At 74.5% G+C, this 19858-nt stretch carries 14 protein-coding genes and 1 pseudogene; 7 read left to right on the top strand and 8 right to left on the bottom strand.

Features of this window, described 5'->3' with window-relative positions:
* Positions 1-103: 103 nt before the first annotated feature.
* From QE405_RS03575 to leuS, 3 genes are all read right to left on the bottom strand, one after another.
* Complete coding sequence (locus tag QE405_RS03575) at positions 104-811, bottom strand: AbiV family abortive infection protein (protein ID WP_307198840.1); 708 nt, start codon at positions 809-811, stop codon at positions 104-106.
* Between the two features lie 314 nt (positions 812-1125).
* Complete coding sequence (locus tag QE405_RS03570) at positions 1126-1992, bottom strand: DegV family protein (RefSeq protein WP_307198839.1); 867 nt, start codon at positions 1990-1992, stop codon at positions 1126-1128.
* Position 1993: 1 nt separating this feature from the next.
* Positions 1994-4492: a leucine--tRNA ligase gene (gene leuS, locus QE405_RS03565; protein ID WP_307198838.1), complete on the bottom strand. Its 2499-nt coding sequence runs from the start codon at positions 4490-4492 to the stop codon at positions 1994-1996.
* Positions 4493-4834: 342 nt separating this feature from the next.
* Here leuS and QE405_RS03560 point away from each other — a divergent pair, with 342 nt between their 5' ends.
* From QE405_RS03560 to QE405_RS03550, 3 genes and pseudogenes are all read left to right on the top strand, one after another.
* A complete protein-coding gene (locus QE405_RS03560) occupies positions 4835-6184 on the top strand; it encodes an MFS transporter (RefSeq protein ID WP_307198837.1) in 1350 nt (449 codons plus the stop codon).
* Positions 6185-6294: 110 nt separating this feature from the next.
* Positions 6295-7008, top strand: a complete 714-nt coding sequence (locus QE405_RS03555; RefSeq protein WP_307198836.1) for a response regulator transcription factor — start codon at positions 6295-6297, stop codon at positions 7006-7008.
* Between the two features lie 383 nt (positions 7009-7391).
* Positions 7392-8291, top strand: a pseudogene (locus tag QE405_RS03550) (HAMP domain-containing sensor histidine kinase); the annotation flags it as partial.
* Here the strand turns inward: QE405_RS03550 and QE405_RS03545 are convergent.
* From QE405_RS03545 to QE405_RS03535, 3 genes are all read right to left on the bottom strand, one after another.
* Complete coding sequence (locus QE405_RS03545) at positions 8279-9253, bottom strand: TAXI family TRAP transporter solute-binding subunit (protein ID WP_307205530.1); 975 nt, start codon at positions 9251-9253, stop codon at positions 8279-8281. The pseudogene QE405_RS03550 and the gene QE405_RS03545 sit on opposite strands and share 13 nt — an antisense overlap.
* 104 nt (positions 9254-9357) lie before the next feature.
* Entirely contained in the window at positions 9358-10374 is a 1017-nt protein-coding gene (locus tag QE405_RS03540) for an aldo/keto reductase family protein (protein WP_307198835.1), read from the bottom strand.
* 5 nt (positions 10375-10379) lie between these two features.
* On the bottom strand, positions 10380-11366 hold the full coding sequence (locus QE405_RS03535) for an AraC family transcriptional regulator (RefSeq protein ID WP_307198834.1): 987 nt from the start codon (positions 11364-11366) through the stop codon (positions 10380-10382).
* A gap of 70 nt (positions 11367-11436) precedes the next feature.
* Between QE405_RS03535 and QE405_RS03530 the strand changes: the two genes are divergently transcribed.
* From QE405_RS03530 to fdhD, 4 genes are all read left to right on the top strand, one after another.
* A complete protein-coding gene (locus tag QE405_RS03530; protein ID WP_307198833.1) occupies positions 11437-12951 on the top strand; it encodes a flavin-containing monooxygenase in 1515 nt (504 codons plus the stop codon).
* Entirely contained in the window at positions 12948-14699 is a 1752-nt protein-coding gene (locus QE405_RS03525) for an FAD-dependent oxidoreductase (protein ID WP_307198832.1), read from the top strand. The genes QE405_RS03530 and QE405_RS03525 overlap by 4 nt, the downstream gene beginning before the upstream one ends.
* Positions 14696-15337 (top strand): acetoacetate decarboxylase family protein, encoded by a 642-nt coding sequence (locus QE405_RS03520; RefSeq protein ID WP_307198831.1) that lies wholly within the window; start codon positions 14696-14698, stop codon positions 15335-15337. The genes QE405_RS03525 and QE405_RS03520 overlap by 4 nt, the downstream gene beginning before the upstream one ends.
* A gap of 440 nt (positions 15338-15777) precedes the next feature.
* Positions 15778-16614, top strand: coding sequence for a formate dehydrogenase accessory sulfurtransferase FdhD (gene fdhD, locus QE405_RS03515; RefSeq protein ID WP_307198830.1), 837 nt, complete (start codon positions 15778-15780; stop codon positions 16612-16614).
* A gap of 15 nt (positions 16615-16629) precedes the next feature.
* Here fdhD and QE405_RS03510 read toward each other — a convergent pair whose 3' ends face one another.
* Complete coding sequence (locus QE405_RS03510; RefSeq protein ID WP_307198829.1) at positions 16630-17325, bottom strand: response regulator; 696 nt, start codon at positions 17323-17325, stop codon at positions 16630-16632.
* Entirely contained in the window at positions 17322-19850 is a 2529-nt protein-coding gene (locus QE405_RS03505) for a sensor histidine kinase (protein ID WP_307198828.1), read from the bottom strand. Before QE405_RS03505 ends, QE405_RS03510 begins: the two co-directional genes overlap by 4 nt.
* Positions 19851-19858 lie beyond the last annotated feature (8 nt).

The following is a 19858-nucleotide window of genomic DNA, read 5'->3' as shown; positions in this document are numbered from 1 at the left end:
GACCTCGACAGTTTCTCAGAGGCCATGGGCTTCCACCGGAGGGCCGCGGGATACGACCAGAATCGCGCTGACGGAGCCTGGCTGTCCGACGCGGCGCGTCGGCCTACTCGTCTCCGCTCTGAGGGTGCCTGGCGACGAAGTCTGCGAACAGCTCGGGGTCCGAGTACGGCATGACCGCCCAGTGCAGGTCTTCGGCGGAGTCGATCATCGAGACGTCCGGGGCGTCCTGCTGGCGGGTGTGATCCTCGATCAGGTGCATCTGCACCACCTTCGCGGTGCGCCGGATGGCGTTCGCGATGTCGTCGGCGGTGATGGCGAGGGGGCTGGTGATGCTCTCGCCGTCCCGGTCCACGTAGAAGCCCGCCTGCTTGTCGAGGTTGCGCTGTTTCGCGGTCGCGGTGAACGTCTCCAGGTCGGGACGCTCGTAGTACTCCATCCGCCGGTCGAGGCTCCAGAAGCCGGCGAGCCCCGAGGCGAACTGCTCGGCCACCTGCAGCTTCTCCGCGTGGGGCCGCCTGGCCGAACTCAAGCCCTCCGGCACGACCACGTCGCCCGCCGACCGCGGCTCGAGACCGTAGAGGCCCAGCGGTGCCGTCCACTCGTATTCAGCGGCCTCGTACAGCCAACGCGCCTTGGCGAGCTCCTCCATGGCGAGCACGATCAGCGCCTGCGCCCGACCAGGGCTGTCGTGGGAAGCGAGGAGAGCCGCGTCCTCGACCAGCGCGACCGTGTTCGCCATCAGCGACTTCCACCACCGCCGCGCGAAATCGGCGGTGATGGTCTCCGGCTCCTTCTCGCTCGTCTTCGCCATGATCCAAGTATCGGCCGGCCGCGCCTTGGCTCGTGCCACGATGTCGTGTCGGCGTTGAACCAGCCCGCCTATTGGCAGTCGGAGGTGGCCGACCGGCATCCGTCCCTTGACGCGATGCGGGCGAGGCGGGCACGGACGAGGTCGATCGGAGGGCCGTCGTCGGCGGGCAGCGGTCGAGCAGGCATGGCGGCCACGCTAGGAACGAACGGCGCCACCCGCTGGGCCGTCGAGCCGACCTGGGGACAACCCGGCCGGACGGAGGCCCTGGGACGACGAGCGGGCTCAGCCGCGCGTCTCCTCCACCTCGACGCGGGTCAGGCCGGGAGCGGCGCCACGCAGACGGCGACGGTGCCGGGGCCGGCGTGGACGCCGAGCACGGCGCTGAGCTCGCTGCACCGCACCTCGCGGCCGCCGAGCTGGTGCGCGAGCCGCGCGGTGAGCGCCTCGGTCAGCGTGCCGGCCGCGTCGGGGTTGGCCAAGTGGGCGACCCCGATCTCGACCTGCTGCTCCCCCGTCGCCTCGACGGCCAACGCCTCGAGCCGGGCCAGCGCCTTGGAGGCCGTGCGCACCTTCTCCTTGCTCGCGACCGTGCCGTTGGCGATCGTGAGGATCGGCTTCACGGCGAGCACGCCGCCGACGAGCGCGGCGGCGGCGCCGACGCGGCCCCCGCGGCGCAGGTACTCGAGCGAGTCGACGTAGAACAGCGACTCCGCGGCGGCCGCCCGGTCACGGGCGGCCTTGGCGGCGGCGTCCAGCGTCGCGCCCTCGCGCAGGCGGGCGACGGCGGACTCGACGGCGTACCCGGTCGCCGGGCCCACCTGCCGGGTGTCGACGGTGCGGATCGGGATGTCGACGGTGCGGGCGGCGAGCAGTGCGGACTCGTAGGTGCCGCTGACCGCGCCGGAGAGGTGGACGGAGAGGATCTCGTCGTAGCCCTCGGCCGTGAGCCGGGCGTAGAGCTCCTCCAGCACCGCCGGGCCGGGACGCGACGTGCTCACCGCGGTGCGGCCGCGCAGCGCCTCGGTGATGCGCTCGGCGCTGCCGGCGTCGGTGTCCTCGTCGTAGACCTCGTCGCCGATGACGACCTGCAGCGGCACGACGACGACGCCGAGCCGCTCCACGGTCGCAGCGTCGAGCTGCGCCGTGGAGTCGGTGACGACCGCCGTGCGCCGGGCCGCCACGTCAGCCGACCACCACGTTGACCAGCTTCGGCGCGCGCACGATCACCTTGCGCACCGTCTTGTCGCCGATCGCCGCCACCACGGCGGCGTCGGCCAGGGCCGCGGCCTCGAGGTCCGCCTCGGACACGTCCGGGGCCACCTCCAGGCGCGCCTTGACCTTGCCCTGCACCTGCACCACGGCGGTCACCGACTCCTCGACGAGCAGCGCGGGGTCCACGGCCGGCCAGCCGGCACGGGCGACCGTCGGCGTGTGGCCGAGGCGCTCCCACATCTCCTCGGCCGTGTACGGCGCGACGAGGCTCAGCAGGATCGCGACGGCCTCGACGGCCTCGCGCACGGCCGGGTCGGCCGGTCCCGCACCGGAGTCGATGACCTTGCGGGTGGCGTTGACCAGCTCCATCGTGCGCGCCACGACGACGTTGAACCGCATGCCGTCCAGCAGGGTCGCGACCTCGTCGAGCGTGCGGTGGGTGACGCGGCGCAGCGCGACGTCGCCGGTCGTCGGGTCGACCCCCGGCTCCGAGGTCACGTCGCCCGACAGGCGCCAGGCCCGTGCCAGGAAGCGCAGCGAGCCGGCCGGCGACACGTCGGCCCAGTCGATGTTGTCCTCGGGCGGTCCGGCGAAGACCAGCGTCAGGCGCACCGCGTCGACGCCGAACTCCTCCAGCTGCTCGCCCAGGTTGACGCCGTTGCCCAGGGACTTGCTCATCTTCTTGCCCTGGTTGATGACGACACCCTGGTTGAGCAGGGCCGTGAACGGCTCGGTGAAGTCGAGCAGCCCCATGTCGTGGAGCACCTTGGTGAAGAACCGGCTGTAGAGCAGGTGCAGCACCGCGTGCTCGACCCCGCCGACGTACTGGTCGACAGGACCCCAGCGCTTGAGGTCCGCGGGGTCGAACGGCGCCGTCTCCAGGTGGGCGGAGGGGTAGCGCAGGAAGTACCAGGACGAGTCGACGAACGTGTCCATCGTGTCGGTGTCGCGCTCGCCGGGGCCGCCGCACGCCGGGCACGGCACCTCGACCCAGTCGCGGGCCGCGCCCAGGGGCGAGGAGCCCTTGGGCTTGAGGTCGGCGCCCTTGAGGTCGGGCAGCGTGACGGGCAGCTGGTCCTCCGGCACCGGCACCTCGCCGCAGTCGGGGCAGTGCACGATCGGGATCGGCGCGCCCCAGAAGCGCTGGCGGCTCAGCAGCCAGTCACGCAGGCGGAAGTTGACCGCGCGACGGCCCCGGCCGTCCTCCTCCAGGTGGGCGACGACCGCGGCGATGCCGGCCGCCTTGTCCCCCAGCCCGTCCAGGTCGCCCGAGTTCACGTAGGTGCCGTCGCCCGTGGTCGCGACGAACGTCTCCTCGGGGTTCTCCTCGCCGGTGTCGACCACGCGGCGTACGGGCAGGTCCATCGCCTTCGCGAAGTCGAGGTCGCGCTGGTCGTGCGCGGGCACGGCCATGACCGCGCCGGTGCCGTAGTCGGCCAGCACGTAGTCGGAGGCCCACACCGGGATCTGCTCGCCGTTGACCGGGTTGGTCGCCGTCACGCCCAGCGGCACGCCCGTCTTCGGGCGGTCGGTGGCGAGGCGGTCGATGTCGGAGGCCTTCCGGGTCTCCTCCAGGTAGGCCGCCAGCGCGTCCGCCTGCTCCGGCGCGACGATCTCCGCAGCCAGCGCCGCGTCGGCCGCGACGACCATGAAGGTCGCCCCGTGCAGCGTGTCGGGCCGCGTCGTGTAGACCGTGACCCGCCGGGTCGCGCCGTCCGCCAGGTGCAGGTCGAAGTCGACGTGCGCACCCTCGGAGCGGCCGATCCAGTTGCGCTGCAGCGTCAGCACGCGGTCGGGCCAGCGGCCCTCCAGCTGGGCCATGTCGTCGAGCAGTCTCTGCGCGTAGTCGGTGACCTTGAAGTACCACTGGTTCAGCTCGCGCTTGGTGACGATCGCGCCGCAGCGCTCGCAGGCGCCGTCGACGACCTGCTCGTTGGCCAGCACGGTCTGGTCGTTGGGGCACCAGTTGACGGCCGAGTTCTTGCGGTAGGCCAGGCCCCGCTCGCGGAACTTCAGGAACAGCCACTGCGTCCAGCGGTAGTACTCCGGGTCGGACGTGTGCAGGCGCCGCGACCAGTCGAAGCTCAGCCCGTACTTGCGGAACGAGCCGGCCTGCGTCTCGATGTTGGCGTAGGTGTAGGTCGCCGGGTGCTCGTCGCGCTTGATGGCCGCGTTCTCCGCGGGCAGGCCGAAGGAGTCCCAGCCGATCGGGTTGAGCACCTCGTAGCCGCGCTGCCACCAGTAGCGCGCCAGCACGTCGTGCAGGGCGGTGACCTCGGCGTGGCCCATGTGCAGGTCGCCCGACGGGTAGGGGAACATCGTCAGCGCGTAGCGCTTCTCCCGCTCACCGGAGTCGACGAGCGCGTCGTCGGCACGGAAGGGGTCGAGCGACTCCCACACGGGCAGCCACTTGGCCTGCAGCGCCTCCGGGTCGTAGGTCTCCCGCTCGTCCGCGTGCGTCTCGCTCATCTCTCGCTCTCCCTGGTTCCCTGCTCGTCCGACTCCCGACATGAAAAAACCCCCCGCTCAGGGAGGGTTGCCGCGCGACCGGGTCGGTCAGCGCGGCGGGAGAAGAAGCAGGGGGTACGTCGCCACGGGAGCGATGCTACCGCCTCCGGAGGCCCGGGACGGGCCAGGGCGTCCGCACAGCCCGCGCGGGTGCACGGCGCAAGCACCCCCGTGCAAAGAGTTTGTAAAGACCGCGCCCCGGCGTGGGGGGCATGACCGGCGTCACACCTACGGTCCACCACTGTGCGGCGGACCCACCGGCCGTCCCCGCACGCTCGTCGACCGGCCGGAGAGGTGAGCGTCATGACCACATCCACCGTCCGCCCGCCCCACGGCGCGCCGCAGGGCCCGCCGAGCGTGCAGCGGGCCGTGCTCAACACCGTGAAGGGCTCCCTGGGCAACCTGGTCGAGTGGTACGACGTCTACGTCTACACGGTGTTCGCGAGCTACCTCTCCACCAGCTTCTTCGCCGAGGGCGAGCCCAACGCCGGCATCTACACGATGGCGATCTTCGCGGTCACGTTCCTCATGCGGCCGATCGGCTCGTGGTTCTTCGGGCGCTACGCCGACCGCCACGGCCGCCGCCCGGCGCTCGTCTTCTCCATCACGCTCATGGCGAGCGCCTCGCTCGTCATCGCGCTCACCCCGACGGCCGACACGATCGGCTCGGCGGCGATCGTGGTCCTCATCCTGTGCCGTCTCCTGCAGGGCTTCGCCACGGGCGGCGAGTACGGCACCTCCGCGACGTACATGTCCGAGGCCGCGGCGCCCGGCCTGCGCGGCTTCTTCTCGTCGTTCCAGTACGTCACGCTCGTCGGCGGGCACGTGCTCGCCCAGGTGACGCTCCTCGTGCAGCAGGTGTTCCTCACCGACGCGCAGATCTCCGCCTACGGCTGGCGCATCGCGTTCGGCATCGGCGCCGTCGGTGCCGTCGTGGTGCTGTTCCTGCGCCGCACCATGGACGAGTCGCTCCACGACGACGGCACCGAGCGTCGCTCGGGCTCGATGGCCGAGCTGCTCACCGCCTACCCGCGCCAGCTGCTCGTGTGCTTCCTGGTCACGCTCGGCGGCACCGTCGCCTTCTACACCTACAGCGTCAACGGCCCGCTCATCGTCAAGAGCACCTACGCCGACGACCCCATGACGGCGACGTGGATCAACCTGGCCGCCCTCGTGCTGCTCATGGTCATCCAGCCCCTCGGCGGGCTGCTCAGCGACCGGATCGGTCGCAAGCCGCTGCTCGTGGGCTTCGGCGTCGCGGGCGTGCTCTGGACGTGGACGTTCCTCCACCTGCTGCCCCAGGTCACGACGCCGATGGCGTCGTTCCTGCTGCTGGCGGGCACCTACGTCATCCTCACGGGCTACACCTCCATCAACGCCGTCGTGAAGGCCGAGCTCTTCCCCGCCCACGTCCGCGCCCTGGGCGTCGGCGTCGGGTACGCCGTGGCGAACTCCCTCTTCGGCGGTACGGCGCCGCTCATCTACGAGGCCGCCAAGGCCCGCGAGATGCTCGACGCCTTCGGCATCTACGTGACGGTCGCGATCGGCGTGTCGCTCGTCGTCTACGTGGTCGTGCTGAAGAACCGCGCCCCGACGTTCCTCGACCGGGAGCAGGCCGGTCGCACGGACGTCCCGCAGGCCGCGCGCCGCTGACGTCGCCCCACGGCGGGGTGCCCCGGCGCCCCGCCGTGTGCGACGCTGGGCCGCTGTCCGGGGCCGCAGCGGAGCGGCCGGAGGGGGTCCGGGGGGCGGAGGAGGTCGCGGTGCGCGCACTGCTCGTCGAGGACGACCGCGGCCTGGCCGACGCCCTCGTGCAGGGGCTGCGGGGCCACGGCTGGAGCGTCCGGCACACGACCACCGGTCGCGAGGCCGTCGCGATCCTCACGGAGCCCGGAGTGGACGTCGACCTCGTCCTCCTCGACATGGGGCTGCCCGACCACGACGGGCTCTGGGTGTGCCAGCAGGTCCGGGAGCGGTCCGCCGTGCCGATCGTCGCCGTGACGGCCCGCCGGAGCGAGAGCGCCGTCGTCGGCGCGCTGCGGGCGGGCGTCGACGACTACGTGACGAAGCCCTACAGCCTGGCCGTGCTCCTCGCCCGGATGGACGCCGTGCTGCGCCGCAGCCACGGACGCTCCACCGAGCCGCCGGCCGCCGACCCGGGCTTCGTCCACGACCGCACCGCCCGCGAGGTGCACCTGCCGGACGGCGCGGTCGTCCCCCTCACCGCGAAGGAGTCCGAGCTCCTCGCCGCGCTGGCCCGCACCCCCGGCGAGCCGGTCAGCCGCGCCGCACTCATGGAGGAGGTGTGGGACACCACCTGGGTCGGCGCCTCCCGCACCCTCGACGTCCACGTGGCGGCGCTCCGCGCCAAGCTCGCCGAGGGCGCGCGGATCGAGACGGTCCGCGGCGTGGGCTACCGGCTCGTCCGGCCCGCTCCGGGTGACGCTCCGGGTGACGCTCCCGGGACGGGTCCGTGAGACGTCGCCTGCTGGCCCTCAGCCTCAGCGTCACCCTGGCCGTGCTCGCGGCGCTCGTGGTGCCGCTCGTCGCGGCGTACGCCGAGGAGCGCGCCGTGCGCCTCCACGAGGAGCGCCTGGCGGCCGCCACCCGGTTCGCCACGCTCGCCGGGGCGCCCGGCCTCGACAGCGACCCCGCCCTGCTGGCCGCGGACCTGGCCCGGTTCGACGCCGTCACCACGACCACCCGCACCTTCCTCCTCGACACCGACGGCACGGTGGTGGCCCCGCCCGGGGCCGACCTCCCGACCGACGTGCCCGGCGTGGACGGTGCCGTCCGACGCGCGCTGGGCGGGGCGCCGACCTCCCCACCGGACCCCCTGTGGCCCTGGAACGACGAGCCGATGGTCGTCGCCACGCCGATCGGCCGCGACGCCCAGGTGCTCGGCGCGGTGCTGCTCGTCGAGGACACCGCCGCGCCGCGGTCGGAGGTGACCCGCCGCATGGTGGTGGCGGGCCTCGGCGGCGTGCTGTTCGTGGGTCTCGTGGCGTGGCTGGTGGCGGTGCCGCTCGTCGGCTGGGTCGTGCGGCCGGTCGAGGACCTGGAGGAGCGGGCCCGCGACCTCGCACGCGGGCGCACCGCGCCCGCCGGTCGGATCGAGGGCCCGCCCGAGCTGCGGCGGCTGGTGCAGTCGTTCAACGACATGGCCGCCAGCGTCGAGCACTCCCAGCGCCAGCAGCGCGAGCTCGTCGCCGACGTGTCCCACCAGCTCGCGAACCCGTTGACCGCCCTGCGCCTGCGCCTCGAGGCCATCAGCGCCCGCGACCCCGAGGTGGAGCCCGTGCTCGCCGAGACCGACCGCCTCGCACGGGCGCTGGAGTCGGTGATCGAGGTGAGCCGTGCCGGCGGGTTCGACCGGGTCGCGGTGCAGGTCGACCTCGCCGCCCAGGTGCGCGAGCGGATCGAGCTGTGGGCGCCGCTCTTCGAGGGTCATCTCCACGCCGACCTCCCCGGGGACGCCGGGGAGCCGCTGCCCGCCGTGCTCGAGGAGGATCTCGTCACGACCGTGCTCGACGTGCTGCTCGACAACGCGCTCAAGTACGCCCCCGGCGCCGCCGTCGACGTCGCGCTGACGAGGCGCGGCGACCGCGTCGAGCTGTCGGTGCGCGACCACGGCCCCGGCGTCGCCGCGGACGAGGCGGCGACGCTCGGCGCGCGGTTCCGGCGGCTCGAGCGGCACGCCGACGTCGAGGGCACGGGCCTCGGCCTCGCGATCGTGCTCCTGCGGGCTCAGGACGCCGGCGGCCACGCCCGGGTGGAGGCCGCCGACCCGGGGCTGCGCGTGCGGGTCACGTTGCCGACCGGTCCCGCTCCCGGAACCAGCGCAGCGACCCCGGGTGGCAGCGGGACCGGCTGCGTGAAGATGCCGGCCGCGGCCGTGGGCTGCCGGACGTCCGGTACGGCGCGGGCCAGCGCCTCCTGCCGGTCGAACACGACCGAGGTGAAGCCGTGGGCGAGGTCCTCCGCCAGCGCGTTCAGTGCCACCAGGTAGGTCTTGACGCTCACCGTCGCGACCGGTGCGGGCAGGCCGTAGGGACCGGCCGGGAGCGGACCCACGACGTACTGGGGTCCCCAGCGGTCCACGAGCTCGGGGACGGCGGCACCGACGTCGAGCGCGCGCAGCGGCACCCGGCGCCCCAGCGCCACGAGGGCCGGGATGGGGAACCCGCTGACGAAGGCGAGGGCGTCGACCCCGCCGTCCGCGAGGCGCGCGACGCCGTCCTGCAGCGACAGGTCGACGAGGTCGACGGCGGCGACGTCGACCCCGCTGGCCTCGAGGCTGCGGGTGGCGACGACCCGCGTGCCCGAGTCGGCCTCCCCCGCGGTGACCCGCCGGCCGGCGAGGTCCGCGAGACCGTCGATGGCGGAGTCGGCGCGCACGAGCACCTGCAGGAAGCTGTCGTAGAGCCGCGTCAGGGCCGTGAGGTCGACCGCCTCGATGCCCGGCGCGGCGCCCGCGATGGCCTGCTGGGCGCTGTCGCCCAGGCTGAAGGCGACCTCGGCGCGGCCGTCGACCACGGCGAGGAGGTTGCCGAACGAGCCGCCGGTGCCCACGATGGTCGACGCCACCCCCGGCATCACCCGGCCCACCTCCGCCGCGAGCGCCCGGCCGTAGCGGTCGAAGACGGCGCCGGGGTTGCCCGTGGCGATCCGGAGCCGACCGCGCACGTCGGCGAGGTCTCCCCCGGACCGCGCCCGGGCCACACCGACGCTCGCCGCGCCCACCGCCGCCACGCCCGCGCCGCCGGTGAGCAGCAGCCCGCGGCGGGTGGGGCGGGCCCCGGGGGTCGGGCGCGGCGGCACGGACCTCAGACCACCCGCTGCTTCGGGGTGGACTCGGCGACCAGCGCCGGGTCGCTCGTCACGACGCCGTCCAGCGCGGCGTCGATGCGCGCCAGCGCGTCCTCGGGCAGGCGGACGCCGGCGGCCTTGACGCTGTCGTCGAGCTGGTCGGGACGCGAGGCGCCGACGATCGCGGACGACACGTTGTCGTTCTGGAGCACCCACGCGATGGCGAGGGCGGGCATCGAGAGGCCGAGGTCCTCCGCGATCGGCTTGAGGTCCTGCACCGCGGCGAGCGTGTCGTCGGCCATGAACCGCTGGATCATCTTCGCGCCACCGGCCTGGTCCGTCGCGCGGGAGCCCTCGGGCAGGGGCTGGCCGGGCACGTACTTGCCGCTCAGCACGCCCTGCGCCATCGGCGACCAGACGATCTGGCCGATGCCCAGCTCGGCCGAGGTCGGCACGACCTCGCCCTCGATGATGCGCCAGAGCATCGAGTACTGCGGCTGGCTCGAGACGAGCGGGATGCGCAGCTCGGTGGCGAGGTCGTGCGCGGAGCGGATCTGCTCGGCGGTCCACTCGGAGACACCGATGTAGTGGGCCTTGCCGCTGTGCACGACGTCCGCGAAGGCCGACATGGTCTCCTCGAGCGGCGTGAAGGAGTCGTAGCGGTGGGCCTGGTAGAGGTCGACGTAGTCGGTGCCGAGGCGGCGCAGCGAGCCGTCGATGCTCTCGCGGATGTGCTTGCGCGAGAGGCCCGTGTCGTTCTTGCCCTTGGGGTCGGGACCGACGGGCCAGTAGACCTTCGTGAAGATCTCCAGTGACTCGCGCCGCTGGCCCTTGAGGGCCTCGCCGAGGACCGTCTCGGCCTTGCCGTTCGCGTAGACGTCGGCGGTGTCGAACGTGGTGATGCCGAGGTCGAGGGCACGGTGGACGCACGCGGTGGCGACGTCGTTCTCGACCTGCGAGCCGTGGGTGAGCCAGTTGCCGTAGGTGATCTCCGAGATCTGGAGACCCGAGCTGCCGAGGTGACGGAATTCCATGTCGTTCAGTCTGCCTGGGCCACCTGACGGGGCGTCCGTCCGGTCCAGCGCCGGTGGGCGTGGATGAAGCTCGAGGCCTCGGCGTACCCCAGCCGCAGCGCGACCTCGTCGAGGCTGAGGTCCGTCGCGAGCAGGCCGACGGCCAGGCCGCTGCGCACCTCGTCGAGGAGCTCGGAGTACGACGTGCCCTCCGCCGCCAGCCGCCGGCGCAGCGTGCGCTCACTCAGGCCCAGGCGACGGGCCACGACGCCGGCGGACGCCCCGCCGGCTACCTCCTGGGCGGCCAGGACCCGCACCTGCTGCGCGAGGCCGCGCCGCGAGCGGCGCCGCTCGACCAGCTCTGCGCACAGCTGCTCGCAGGCGGCGGCCGTCTGCGGGTTGCCCTGCGGCAGCGGCCGGGCGAGGTGGGCCGCCAGGAAGGAGACGACCGCGCGGCGGGGCGCGTCGGCGGGCTCCAGCCGCAGCTCGAGCGGCAGGTCGGGCAGGAGCTCGCGCAGCGCAGTGCCGATGGCGCGGGCGTCCCGGGCCACGAGCAGCGGCCGCACGTCGGGCGGGAGGGTGGCCCCGTCGACGTGCACCCGCACCGTCCCCGTCGCGGCGTCGCCCTCGAGCTCGGCCCGCGGGATCGCGAAGGTGAAGCTGAGGTCGATGTAGCGGGTCGCCAGCTCGACGGCGTGGAGGAGCGTGGGGCTCGCCAGCATCGCGAACCCGAACACGCCGAACGAGCCCAGGTGGTAGGACGACCCGATCGCCGCGCCCAGCCGCGCCGGCGGGTCGTCGGGGCGGCGGCGGAGGAGCGCGCGGACGACGGCCAGCTCCTGGTCGGCCGTCACCTCGCCCTCCGCGCCGTCGAGGTCGTCCGGCGCGAGACCGGTGCCCACCAGGAGCGGGGCGGGGTCGATGCCGTTCGTCCGCGCCCAGGCCAGCAGCACGCCGATGCCCGTCGCCGAGCGCGGGAAGTGCCAGTCGTGGGCGACCGTCGGCGAGAACATGGCCGGAATTCTGGATCACCTGGCCGCGAATGTCTCGCAGGTCACAGCGGCGCGTCCCTACGGTCGGTCCATGGACGATCCCTCCCCCGCCCGTCCCGGCAGCACCGGGGCGGTGACCCCGCTGCGCGCCGTGGTGATCGGCGCCGGCTTCGCGGGCCTGGCCGCCGCGCTCCGCCTGCGCGACGCCGGCCTCGACGTGGTGGTGCTCGAGCGCGCGGACGACGTCGGCGGGGTGTGGCGCGACAACACCTACCCGGGCGCTGCGTGCGACGTGCCCTCCGCGCTCTACTCCTTCTCGTTCGACTCCAACCCCGGGTGGCGCCGGTTCTACTCCGCGCAGCCGGACATCCTGGCCTACCTGCGGGACGTGGCGGACCGGCGCGGGATCCGCGAGCTGCTCCGGACCCGCACGACGGCGGTGGCCGCGGCGTACGACGACGGGACCGGGCGCTGGACCGTCGCGCTCGACTCGGGCGAGCACCTCGAGGCCGACCTCGTGGTGCCGGCCGTCGGGCAGCTGAGCGAGCCCGTCGTGCCCGACCTCCCCGGCCTCGCCGACTTCGCGGGCCCGGCCTTCCACTCGGCGACCTGGCGGCACGACGTCGACCTCACCGGCAAGCGCGTGGTCGTCGTGGGGACCGGGGCCAGCGCCATCCAGTTCGTCCCGCGCGTCGCCGACGTGGCCGCGAGCGTCACCGTGCTGCAGCGGTCCGCGCCGTACGTCGTGCCGAAGCCCGACGGCGCCTACCCCGCCCCGGTGCGCGCGCTGCTGGTGCGCTCCGCGCTGGCGCGGAGGGTCGAGCGCCGCACGGTGTGGCACCTCAGCGAGTGGCTCAACGGGGCGCTCACGGGCGAGATCCCCGGCTCGCGCCTGCCGGGGGCGCTGCGCCGGCTGTGGGGCTGGCAGCTGCGCCGCTCCGTGCGGGACCCCGGGCTGCGGTCGCGGCTCGAGCCGACCGACCCGCTGGGCTGCAAGCGGCTGCTGTTCTCCAACGACTGGTACGCCGCGCTCGACCGCCCCCACGTCGACGTCGTGACCGCGGGCGTGGCGCACGTCGTGCCCGACGGGGTCGTCGACGACGCCGGCACCCACCACCCGGCCGAGGTCGTCATCTGGGGCACGGGCTTCGCCGCGACCGACTTCCTCCGCGGCCTCGAGGTGACGGGGCGCGACGGTCGCCGGCTCGCGGACCACTGGGTCGACGGCGCCACGGCGCACCTCGGCGTGACTGTGCCGGGGTTCCCGGGGCTGGCGATCATGTACGGCCCCAACACCAACCTCGGCGGCTCCAGCATCCTCGGCATGCTCGAGCCCCAGGCCGACTACGTCGCCCAGCTCGCCGCGGGCATCGCCGAGGCACGCGACCGCGGCGCCCTCGGCCTCGACGTGCGGCCGGAGGCCGCGGCGACGTACGACGCGGAGATGCAGCAGCGGCTCGCGAGCAGCGTCTGGGCGGGCTGCGCCAGCTGGTACCGCGCCGACGGGGACGGCCGCATCACGACCAACTGGCCGGGCACGGTCGCCGAGTACCAGCGACGGCTCGCGACGCTCGTGCCGGCCGACTTCGAGGAGGTGAAGGCATGAGCGACGGTCACTACGACGTGCTCGTGATCGGGTCGGGCTTCGGGGGCAGCGTGACCGCGCTGCGCCTGACGGAGAAGGGCTACCGCGTGGGTGTGCTCGAGGCCGGGCGCCGGTTCGCCGACGACGAGCTGGCCGCCACGTCGTGGCGGGTGCGGGACTACGTGTTCGCCCCACGGCTCGGCCTGTCCGGCATCCAGCGGATGGACCTCCTGGGCGACGTGCTCGTGCTCTCCGGTGCGGGCGTCGGCGGCGGCTCGCTCGTCTACGCCAACACCCTCTACGAACCGCCCGCCGCGTTCTACGAGGACCCGTCCTGGGCCGGCATCACCGACTGGCGCGACGAGCTGCGGGCGTCCTACGACCAGGCACGGCGGATGCTCGGCGTGACGACCTACCCACGGCGCACGCCCTCGGACGAGGTGATGCGTGAGGCGGCCGCCGCGCTCGGGGTGGAGGACTCGTTCGTGCCGACGCCCGTCGGCGTCCTGCGCGGGGAGGACCACGGCGTGGGACCGGGCGAGGACCTGCCCGACCCGTTCTTCGGCGGGGCGGGCCCGGCGCGCACGACCTGCACCGACTGCGGCTCCTGCATGACCGGCTGCCGGGTGGGCGCCAAGAACACCCTGGTCAAGAACTACCTCCACCTGGCCGAGCAGGCCGGGGCGGAGGTGCACGCGCTGACGACGGTGACCGACGTGCGGCCGCTGCCGACGGGCGGGTACGTCGTCGCCACCCGGCCCTCGGGCGGCGTCCGCACGGGTCGCGTCTTCACGGCCGACCAGGTCGTGTTCTCGGCGGCCGCGCTCGGCACCCAGAAGCTGCTCCACCGGCTCCGCGCGTCGGGCTCGCTGCCCCACGTCTCGCCCCGGCTCGGGGAGCTGTCGCGCACCAACTCGGAGGCCATCCTGGGGGTGCGCGCGAAGCGGTCCGGGCGTGCGGGCACGACGGACTTCAGCGAGGGCGTGGCCATCACGTCCTCCATCCACCTCGACGAGTCGACGCACGTCGAGCCGGTGCGCTACGGACCCGGGTCGAACGCGATGGCGCTGCTCATGGCCACCCTCGCCGACCCCGAGGAGGGCGTGCTGCGCTGGCGGGTCGGGCTGCGCCAGATGTGGCGCAACCGCCGCTCGCTCCTCGCCTTCCACGACCCGCGCCACTGGTCGGAGCGCACCATCGTGCTGCTCGTCATGCAGTCGCTCGACAACTCGCTGACCACCGGCCTCCGGCGGCGACGCCTGGGCCGCGGTCCCGGCAGGCGCCTCACCGCGCGGCCCGGCACGGGCGAGCCGAACCCGATCTGGATCCCGCAGGGCCACGCGCTGGCCCGGCAGATTGCCGAGCAGGTCGACGGCGAGCCGGCGGGCGCGTGGAACGACCTCGTCGACGTGCCGACCACCGGCCACTTCATCGGCGGCTGCCGGATGGGCGCCGACGCGGAGGAGGGCGTGATCGACCCCTACCACCGCGTGCACGGCCACCCCGGCCTCCACGTCATCGACGGTGCCGCGGTCTGCGCCAACCTCGGCGTGAACCCGTCGCTGTCCATCACGGCCCTGGCCGAGCGGGCGGTCTCGCTGTGGCCGAACCGCGGGGAGGCCGACCCGCGCCCGGCGCTGGGCGCGCCGTACCGCCGCGTCGACCCCGTCGCCCCGCGTCGTCCGGTGGTGCCCGCCGGCGCACCCGCCGCGCTGCGGCTGGGCCCGACGCGGCGGGCGGAGCCGTCGCACGCCGCGGAGACGGTGTGAGCGCCGGTTACCCGCCGCAGCCCTGGGACCTGACCGGCCGCGGCTGGATCACGGCGTGGTCGCTGCGGGGACCGCTGCCCGGGCTGCCGGACGGCGTGCGCCCCGTGGGTCGGCTCGCGCTGACGATGTTCGTGGACTACCGACCGCCCGGGCAGCTGGCGTACGCCGAGCTCCTCGCCGGCGTCGTCGTGCGGCAGGGGCGACGGGTGGGTCTCGCGATCACCGACATCTGGGTCGACTCGCCTGCCTCGCGCGACGGCGGGCGTGAGCTGTGGGGGGTGCCGAAGGAGCTGGCGGTGTTCCGGATCGACGACGGCTCGTCGACCGAGCTCCGCGCCGACCTCGACGGCGTCACCCTCGCGGAAGCACGGTTCCGCGCGGGCCGGGCGCCCGGCGTACCGCTCCCCCTGCGCCTCCCCGCCGCGATCGCCCAGTCGCTGCCGCTGGCCGCCCGAGGCACGGTGGCCCTGCCCGACGCCCGCACGGTGTGGACACCGGTGGCGGCGACGGCCCGGTCGGTGCGCCCGGCGCGCGCCACCTGGTCGTCCCCCGCCGGCGGCCCGCTCGGCTGGCTGGCCGGAGCCCGACCGCGGGGCAGCGTCGTCGTGGACGGGTTTGCCATGCGGTTCGGACGCTGACGGTCGGGGCGGCGAGCAGGCCTACGGGCGCCAGCCGGGATCGCGGCCGAGGAACGCCATCAGCCGGTCCGACGACGGGGCGTCGTCGGCCACCGGCCGGCGGGGACCGTACTGCCCACTGGCCCGCAGCATCTCCTCGATCGGCTCCATCCCGGCCAGGACCTCCCGGTCGAGGCTCCGCCGACCTCCGGACGTCCGGGGTGCTCTTGTCGTGCTTGGACAGAACCGGCACCCGCGCCGCCTCCCCCGCACTGCCGCGGCCCCCGGGAACAGCGCCACAGCCCGCTGTCAGCCCGCCTCCGGCACCGTCGACCCGGCAACCATCCACCGTTCGTGCGGCCCATGCGCCGGTTCTGTCCAAGCTCTACAGGGGCACCCGAGACCTCCTCCCGCAATCACCGCGGCGGCTCTCGCCGGGTGCGCGGCGTACGCTCGCGTCCATGGCGGGGAAGCGGGTCAAGCGGGTGCGCGCACGGCGGGTCACCCCCGGCGAGGCCGCCCCGGCCCGGACCCGCGAGGAGCACCTCGCCGTCGAGGAGCCGTTGGAGATGCGGGTCGGGGGCAGCTCCTACGCCGTCACCATGCGCACCCCCGGTGACGACTTCGACCTGGTCGCCGGATTCCTGGTCGGCGACGGCGTCGTGCGCTCGGGCACCGACCTGACGGCGCTGCGCTACTGCGCGGGGATCGGCCCCGACGGCCTCCAGACCTACAACGTCGTCGACGCCGCGGTCTCCCCCGCCGCCCTGGAGGCGACGCGGCACCGCGAGCGGCACGTCGACGGCACCAGCGCCTGCGGCATCTGCGGGGTCGCCTCGATCGACGCCGTCGAGACCACGTCGTCCCACGACCTGACCGCCGACGACACGCGGATCTCCACGGACCTGCTGGCGAGCCTGCCGGAGAAGCTGCGCGCCGAGCAGCGCGACTTCGACCGCACCGGCGGCGTGCACGCCGCCGGTCTCTTCCGCGCCGACGGCACCTCCCTGGTGGTCCGCGAGGACGTCGGCCGCCACAACGCCGTCGACAAGGTGGTGGGCTGGAGCCTGCGCACCGGTCTCCTGCCGCTGCGGGGCACCGTGCTCCAGGTGAGCGGCCGTGCCTCGTTCGAGCTCGCGCAGAAGGCCGTCATGGCCGGGATCCCGGTGCTCGCCGCCGTCAGTGCCCCGTCGTCTCTCGCCGTCGACCTCGCGCGCCGCAGCGGGCTCACGCTCGTGGGCTTCTCCCGCGGGGACCGCCTCACCGTCTACGCCGGCGAGGAGCGTCTCGTCCCCTGACGGGCACGGCGCGGGTCAGGGCTCGAGCGTGTACCCCAGCCCCGCCGACGTCACCAGGTGGCGCGGGTGGGCCGGGTCGGCCTCCAGCTTCCCGCGCAGCTGGGCCGCGTAGACACGCAGGTAGTGGGTCTCGTGCTCGTACCCCGGCCCCCACACCTCCCGCAGCACCTGCTCGCGGGTGACGAGCCGGCCGACGTTGCGGGCGAGCACCTCGAGGAACCCCCACTCCGTGGGCGTCAGCCGCACGTCCACGCCGCCGCGCGCCACCTTCTTGCGGGCGAGGTCGATGGCGAGGTCGCCCACCTCGACGACCGGGTCGGGGGCCGCGGCGGGGCCGGCCCCGCGCCGGACGGCCGCACGCAGGCGCGCCAGCAGCTCGTTCATCGCGAACGGCTTCGTCACGTAGTCGTCGGCCCCCAGGTCGAGGGCCTCCACCTTGTCCTCGCCGTGCTGGCGCGCCGAGAGCACCACGATGGGCACGGAGGTCCATCCGCGGAGGCCGGCGATGACCTCGGTGCCGTCGAGGTCCGGCAGGCCGAGGTCGAGCAGCACCACGTCCGGGTGGGTGGAGGCGGCGGCCTCGAGCGCCCCGCGGCCGTCGGCGGCCGTCACGACCTCCCAGCCGTGCGCACGGAGGTTGATCGCGAGGGCGCGGGCCAGGGCCGGCTCGTCGTCGACCACGAGCACCCGCGGACTCGTCCCGTCGCTCATGCCTCGCTCCCCTCGCTCCCCTCGCTCGCGCGCGGCAGCGACAGCACGAGCGTCAGCCCGCCGCCGGGCGTGTCCTCCGCCTCCAGGGTGCCCCCCACCGCCTCGGTCAGCCCCCGCGCGACGGCCAGGCCGAGGCCGAGGCCGCCCCCACCGGTGTCGGACAGCCGCTGGAACGGCTCGAACATGCGGAGCCGCTGCGGGGGCGGTACGCCGGGGCCCCGGTCCACGACGAGCACGTCGACCCGCTCGGGACCGGCGTGGGCGAGCACCCGGACCGGTGTCCCCCGCGAGACCCGTACCGCGTTGGCGACGAGGTTGGCCACGACGCGCTCGACCAGGCCCGGGTCGGTGCGCACGAGCGGTGTCGACTCCTCCACCTCGAGCGACACGGCGCCGGGCGCGTGGCCCGCCACCGCGAGCGGCAGCACCTCGAGCAGGCTAAGGTCGCGCAACCGCGGGTGGAGCACCCCGGTCTGCAGGCGGGACAGGTCGAGCAGGTTGTCGATGAGGCGCTCGAGCTGCTCCGTCGCGTCGTCGACGGACTCCACGAGGGCAGCCCGGTCCTCGGCGGTCAGCGCGCCCGCTGCCCCGGTCGCCTCGGCGACCAGACCGTCCACGCTGGCCCGCATCGTCGCCAGCGGGGTGCGGAGGTCGTGCGACACCGCACGGAGGATGGCCGTCGTCGTCGACTCGGCGCTCTCGAGCGCGGCGGCGCGCTCCTCGCGGGCGCGCAGGCGCCGGTACTCGAGCACGAGACCGGCCTGGACGGCGAACGCCTCGAGCACCCGGCGGTCCTGCACCCGCAGCGGCTCACCGCACAGCACCAGCACGTTGTCGTCGTCGACCTGGGCCCGGGTCGCACCCCCGCTCGGCTCGACGGCGGCGTCACCCGTGGCCGCGACCGTCCGCCACCCGGCGCCGTCGCGGGTCAGCAGCGCGACCCCGTCCTGCCCGAAGACCTCGCGCACCCGGAGCACGACCGCCTCCGCGGTGTCCTGGCCGGTGAGGACGGAGCGGGACAGGGCGGCCGTCGTGGCCGCCTCGGTGCGCGCCCGCAGCGACTCCGCGGCCCGCCGCGAGGCCCGGTCGACGACGGAGGCGACCGCCGCGGCGACGGCGAGGAAGACGGCCAGGGTCAGCACGTTGCGCGGCTCCGCGACCGTCAGGTTCCCCACCGGCTGGGTGAACCACAGGTTGAGCGCCACGAAGCCGAGGAGCGCGGCGAGGAGCGACGGCAGGAGACCGCCGACCAGGGCGACGAGCACCGTCGCCGCCAGCAGGAGCAGGCTCGCGAGCGGCAGGTCGTCGGTGACGGTGACCTCGTGCAGCACGGCCCCGAGGCCCAGCGGCAGCAGGAGGGCCAGCGCCCACCCGAGCACCTGCCGGGCCGTGCTCAGGGGGCTCGGCGCCGAGCGCGCGCGGGCCAGGCGCGCCACGTTGTCGTGGGTGACGAGGTGGACGTCGATCGCCCCCGCCAGCGACGCGATCCGGTCGCCCGTCGTGCCGGCGACGAGGCGTCGCAGGCGGCCGTGCCGCGACACCCCGACGACCACCATGGTCGCGTTGACGCCGGCGGCGAAGTCGACGACGGCGCTCGGCACGTCGTCGGCGGCGACCGTGTGGAAGGTGCCCCCCAGGGAGGCCACCAGCTGCTCGGAGCGCTCGACGCTGCCCGCCGGGGCGCCCCGCAGGCCGTCCGTCGCGATGACGTGGAGCGCGAGCAGCTCGGCGCCCGCGGCCCGTTGCGCCAGCCGGGCGCCCCGCCGCAGCAGGGTCTCGCTCTCGGGACCGCCCGTCACCGCGACGACGATCCGCTCCTTCGCGGGCCAGGACGCCGAGATGCGGTGCTCGCGGCGGTAGTCGCCGAGCGCCGCGTCGACCCGGTCCGCCAGCCACAGCAGCGCCAGCTCGCGGAGGGCGGTGAGGTTGCCGACGCGGAAGTACGACGTCAGGGACGCGTCGACGTTCTCCGGCCGGTAGATGTTGCCGTGCGCCATCCGACGCCGCAGGGCGTCGGGCGCCATGTCGACGAGCTGGATCTGCTCGGCGGAGCGGACGACCTCGTCGGGCACGGTCTCGCGCTGGCGCACCCCGGTGATGCGCTCCACCTCGTCGTTGAGCGACTCCAGGTGCTGGATGTTGACCGTCGTGACGACGTCGATCCCGGCGGCCCGGATCTCCTCGACGTCGGCCGCCCGCTTCTCGTGGCGCGAGCCGGGCGCGTTGGTGTGCGCCAGCTCGTCGACGAGCACCACGGCGGGGCGGCGGGCGATGACCGCGTCGGTGTCCATCTCCGTCAGCGTCGCGCCACGGTAGGAGACGGTGCGCCGCGGCAGCACCTCGAGACCCTCCAGCTGGGCGACGGTGCGCGGACGGCCGTGCGTCTCGACGTACCCGACCACCACGTCGGTGCCCCGCGCCCGCCGGCGGTGCGCCTCGCCGAGCATCGCGAAGGTCTTGCCGACCCCCGGGGCGGCGCCGAGGTAGACGGTCAGGCGTCCGCGCGCGGGGGGCTCGGCCGTCATGGACGCCA

Origin of the sequence: Nocardioides zeae (assembly GCF_030818655.1) — a bacterium.
GTDB lineage: Bacteria > Actinomycetota > Actinomycetes > Propionibacteriales > Nocardioidaceae > Nocardioides > Nocardioides zeae_A.
This window is presented reverse-complemented; position numbering and strand designations above follow the sequence as displayed.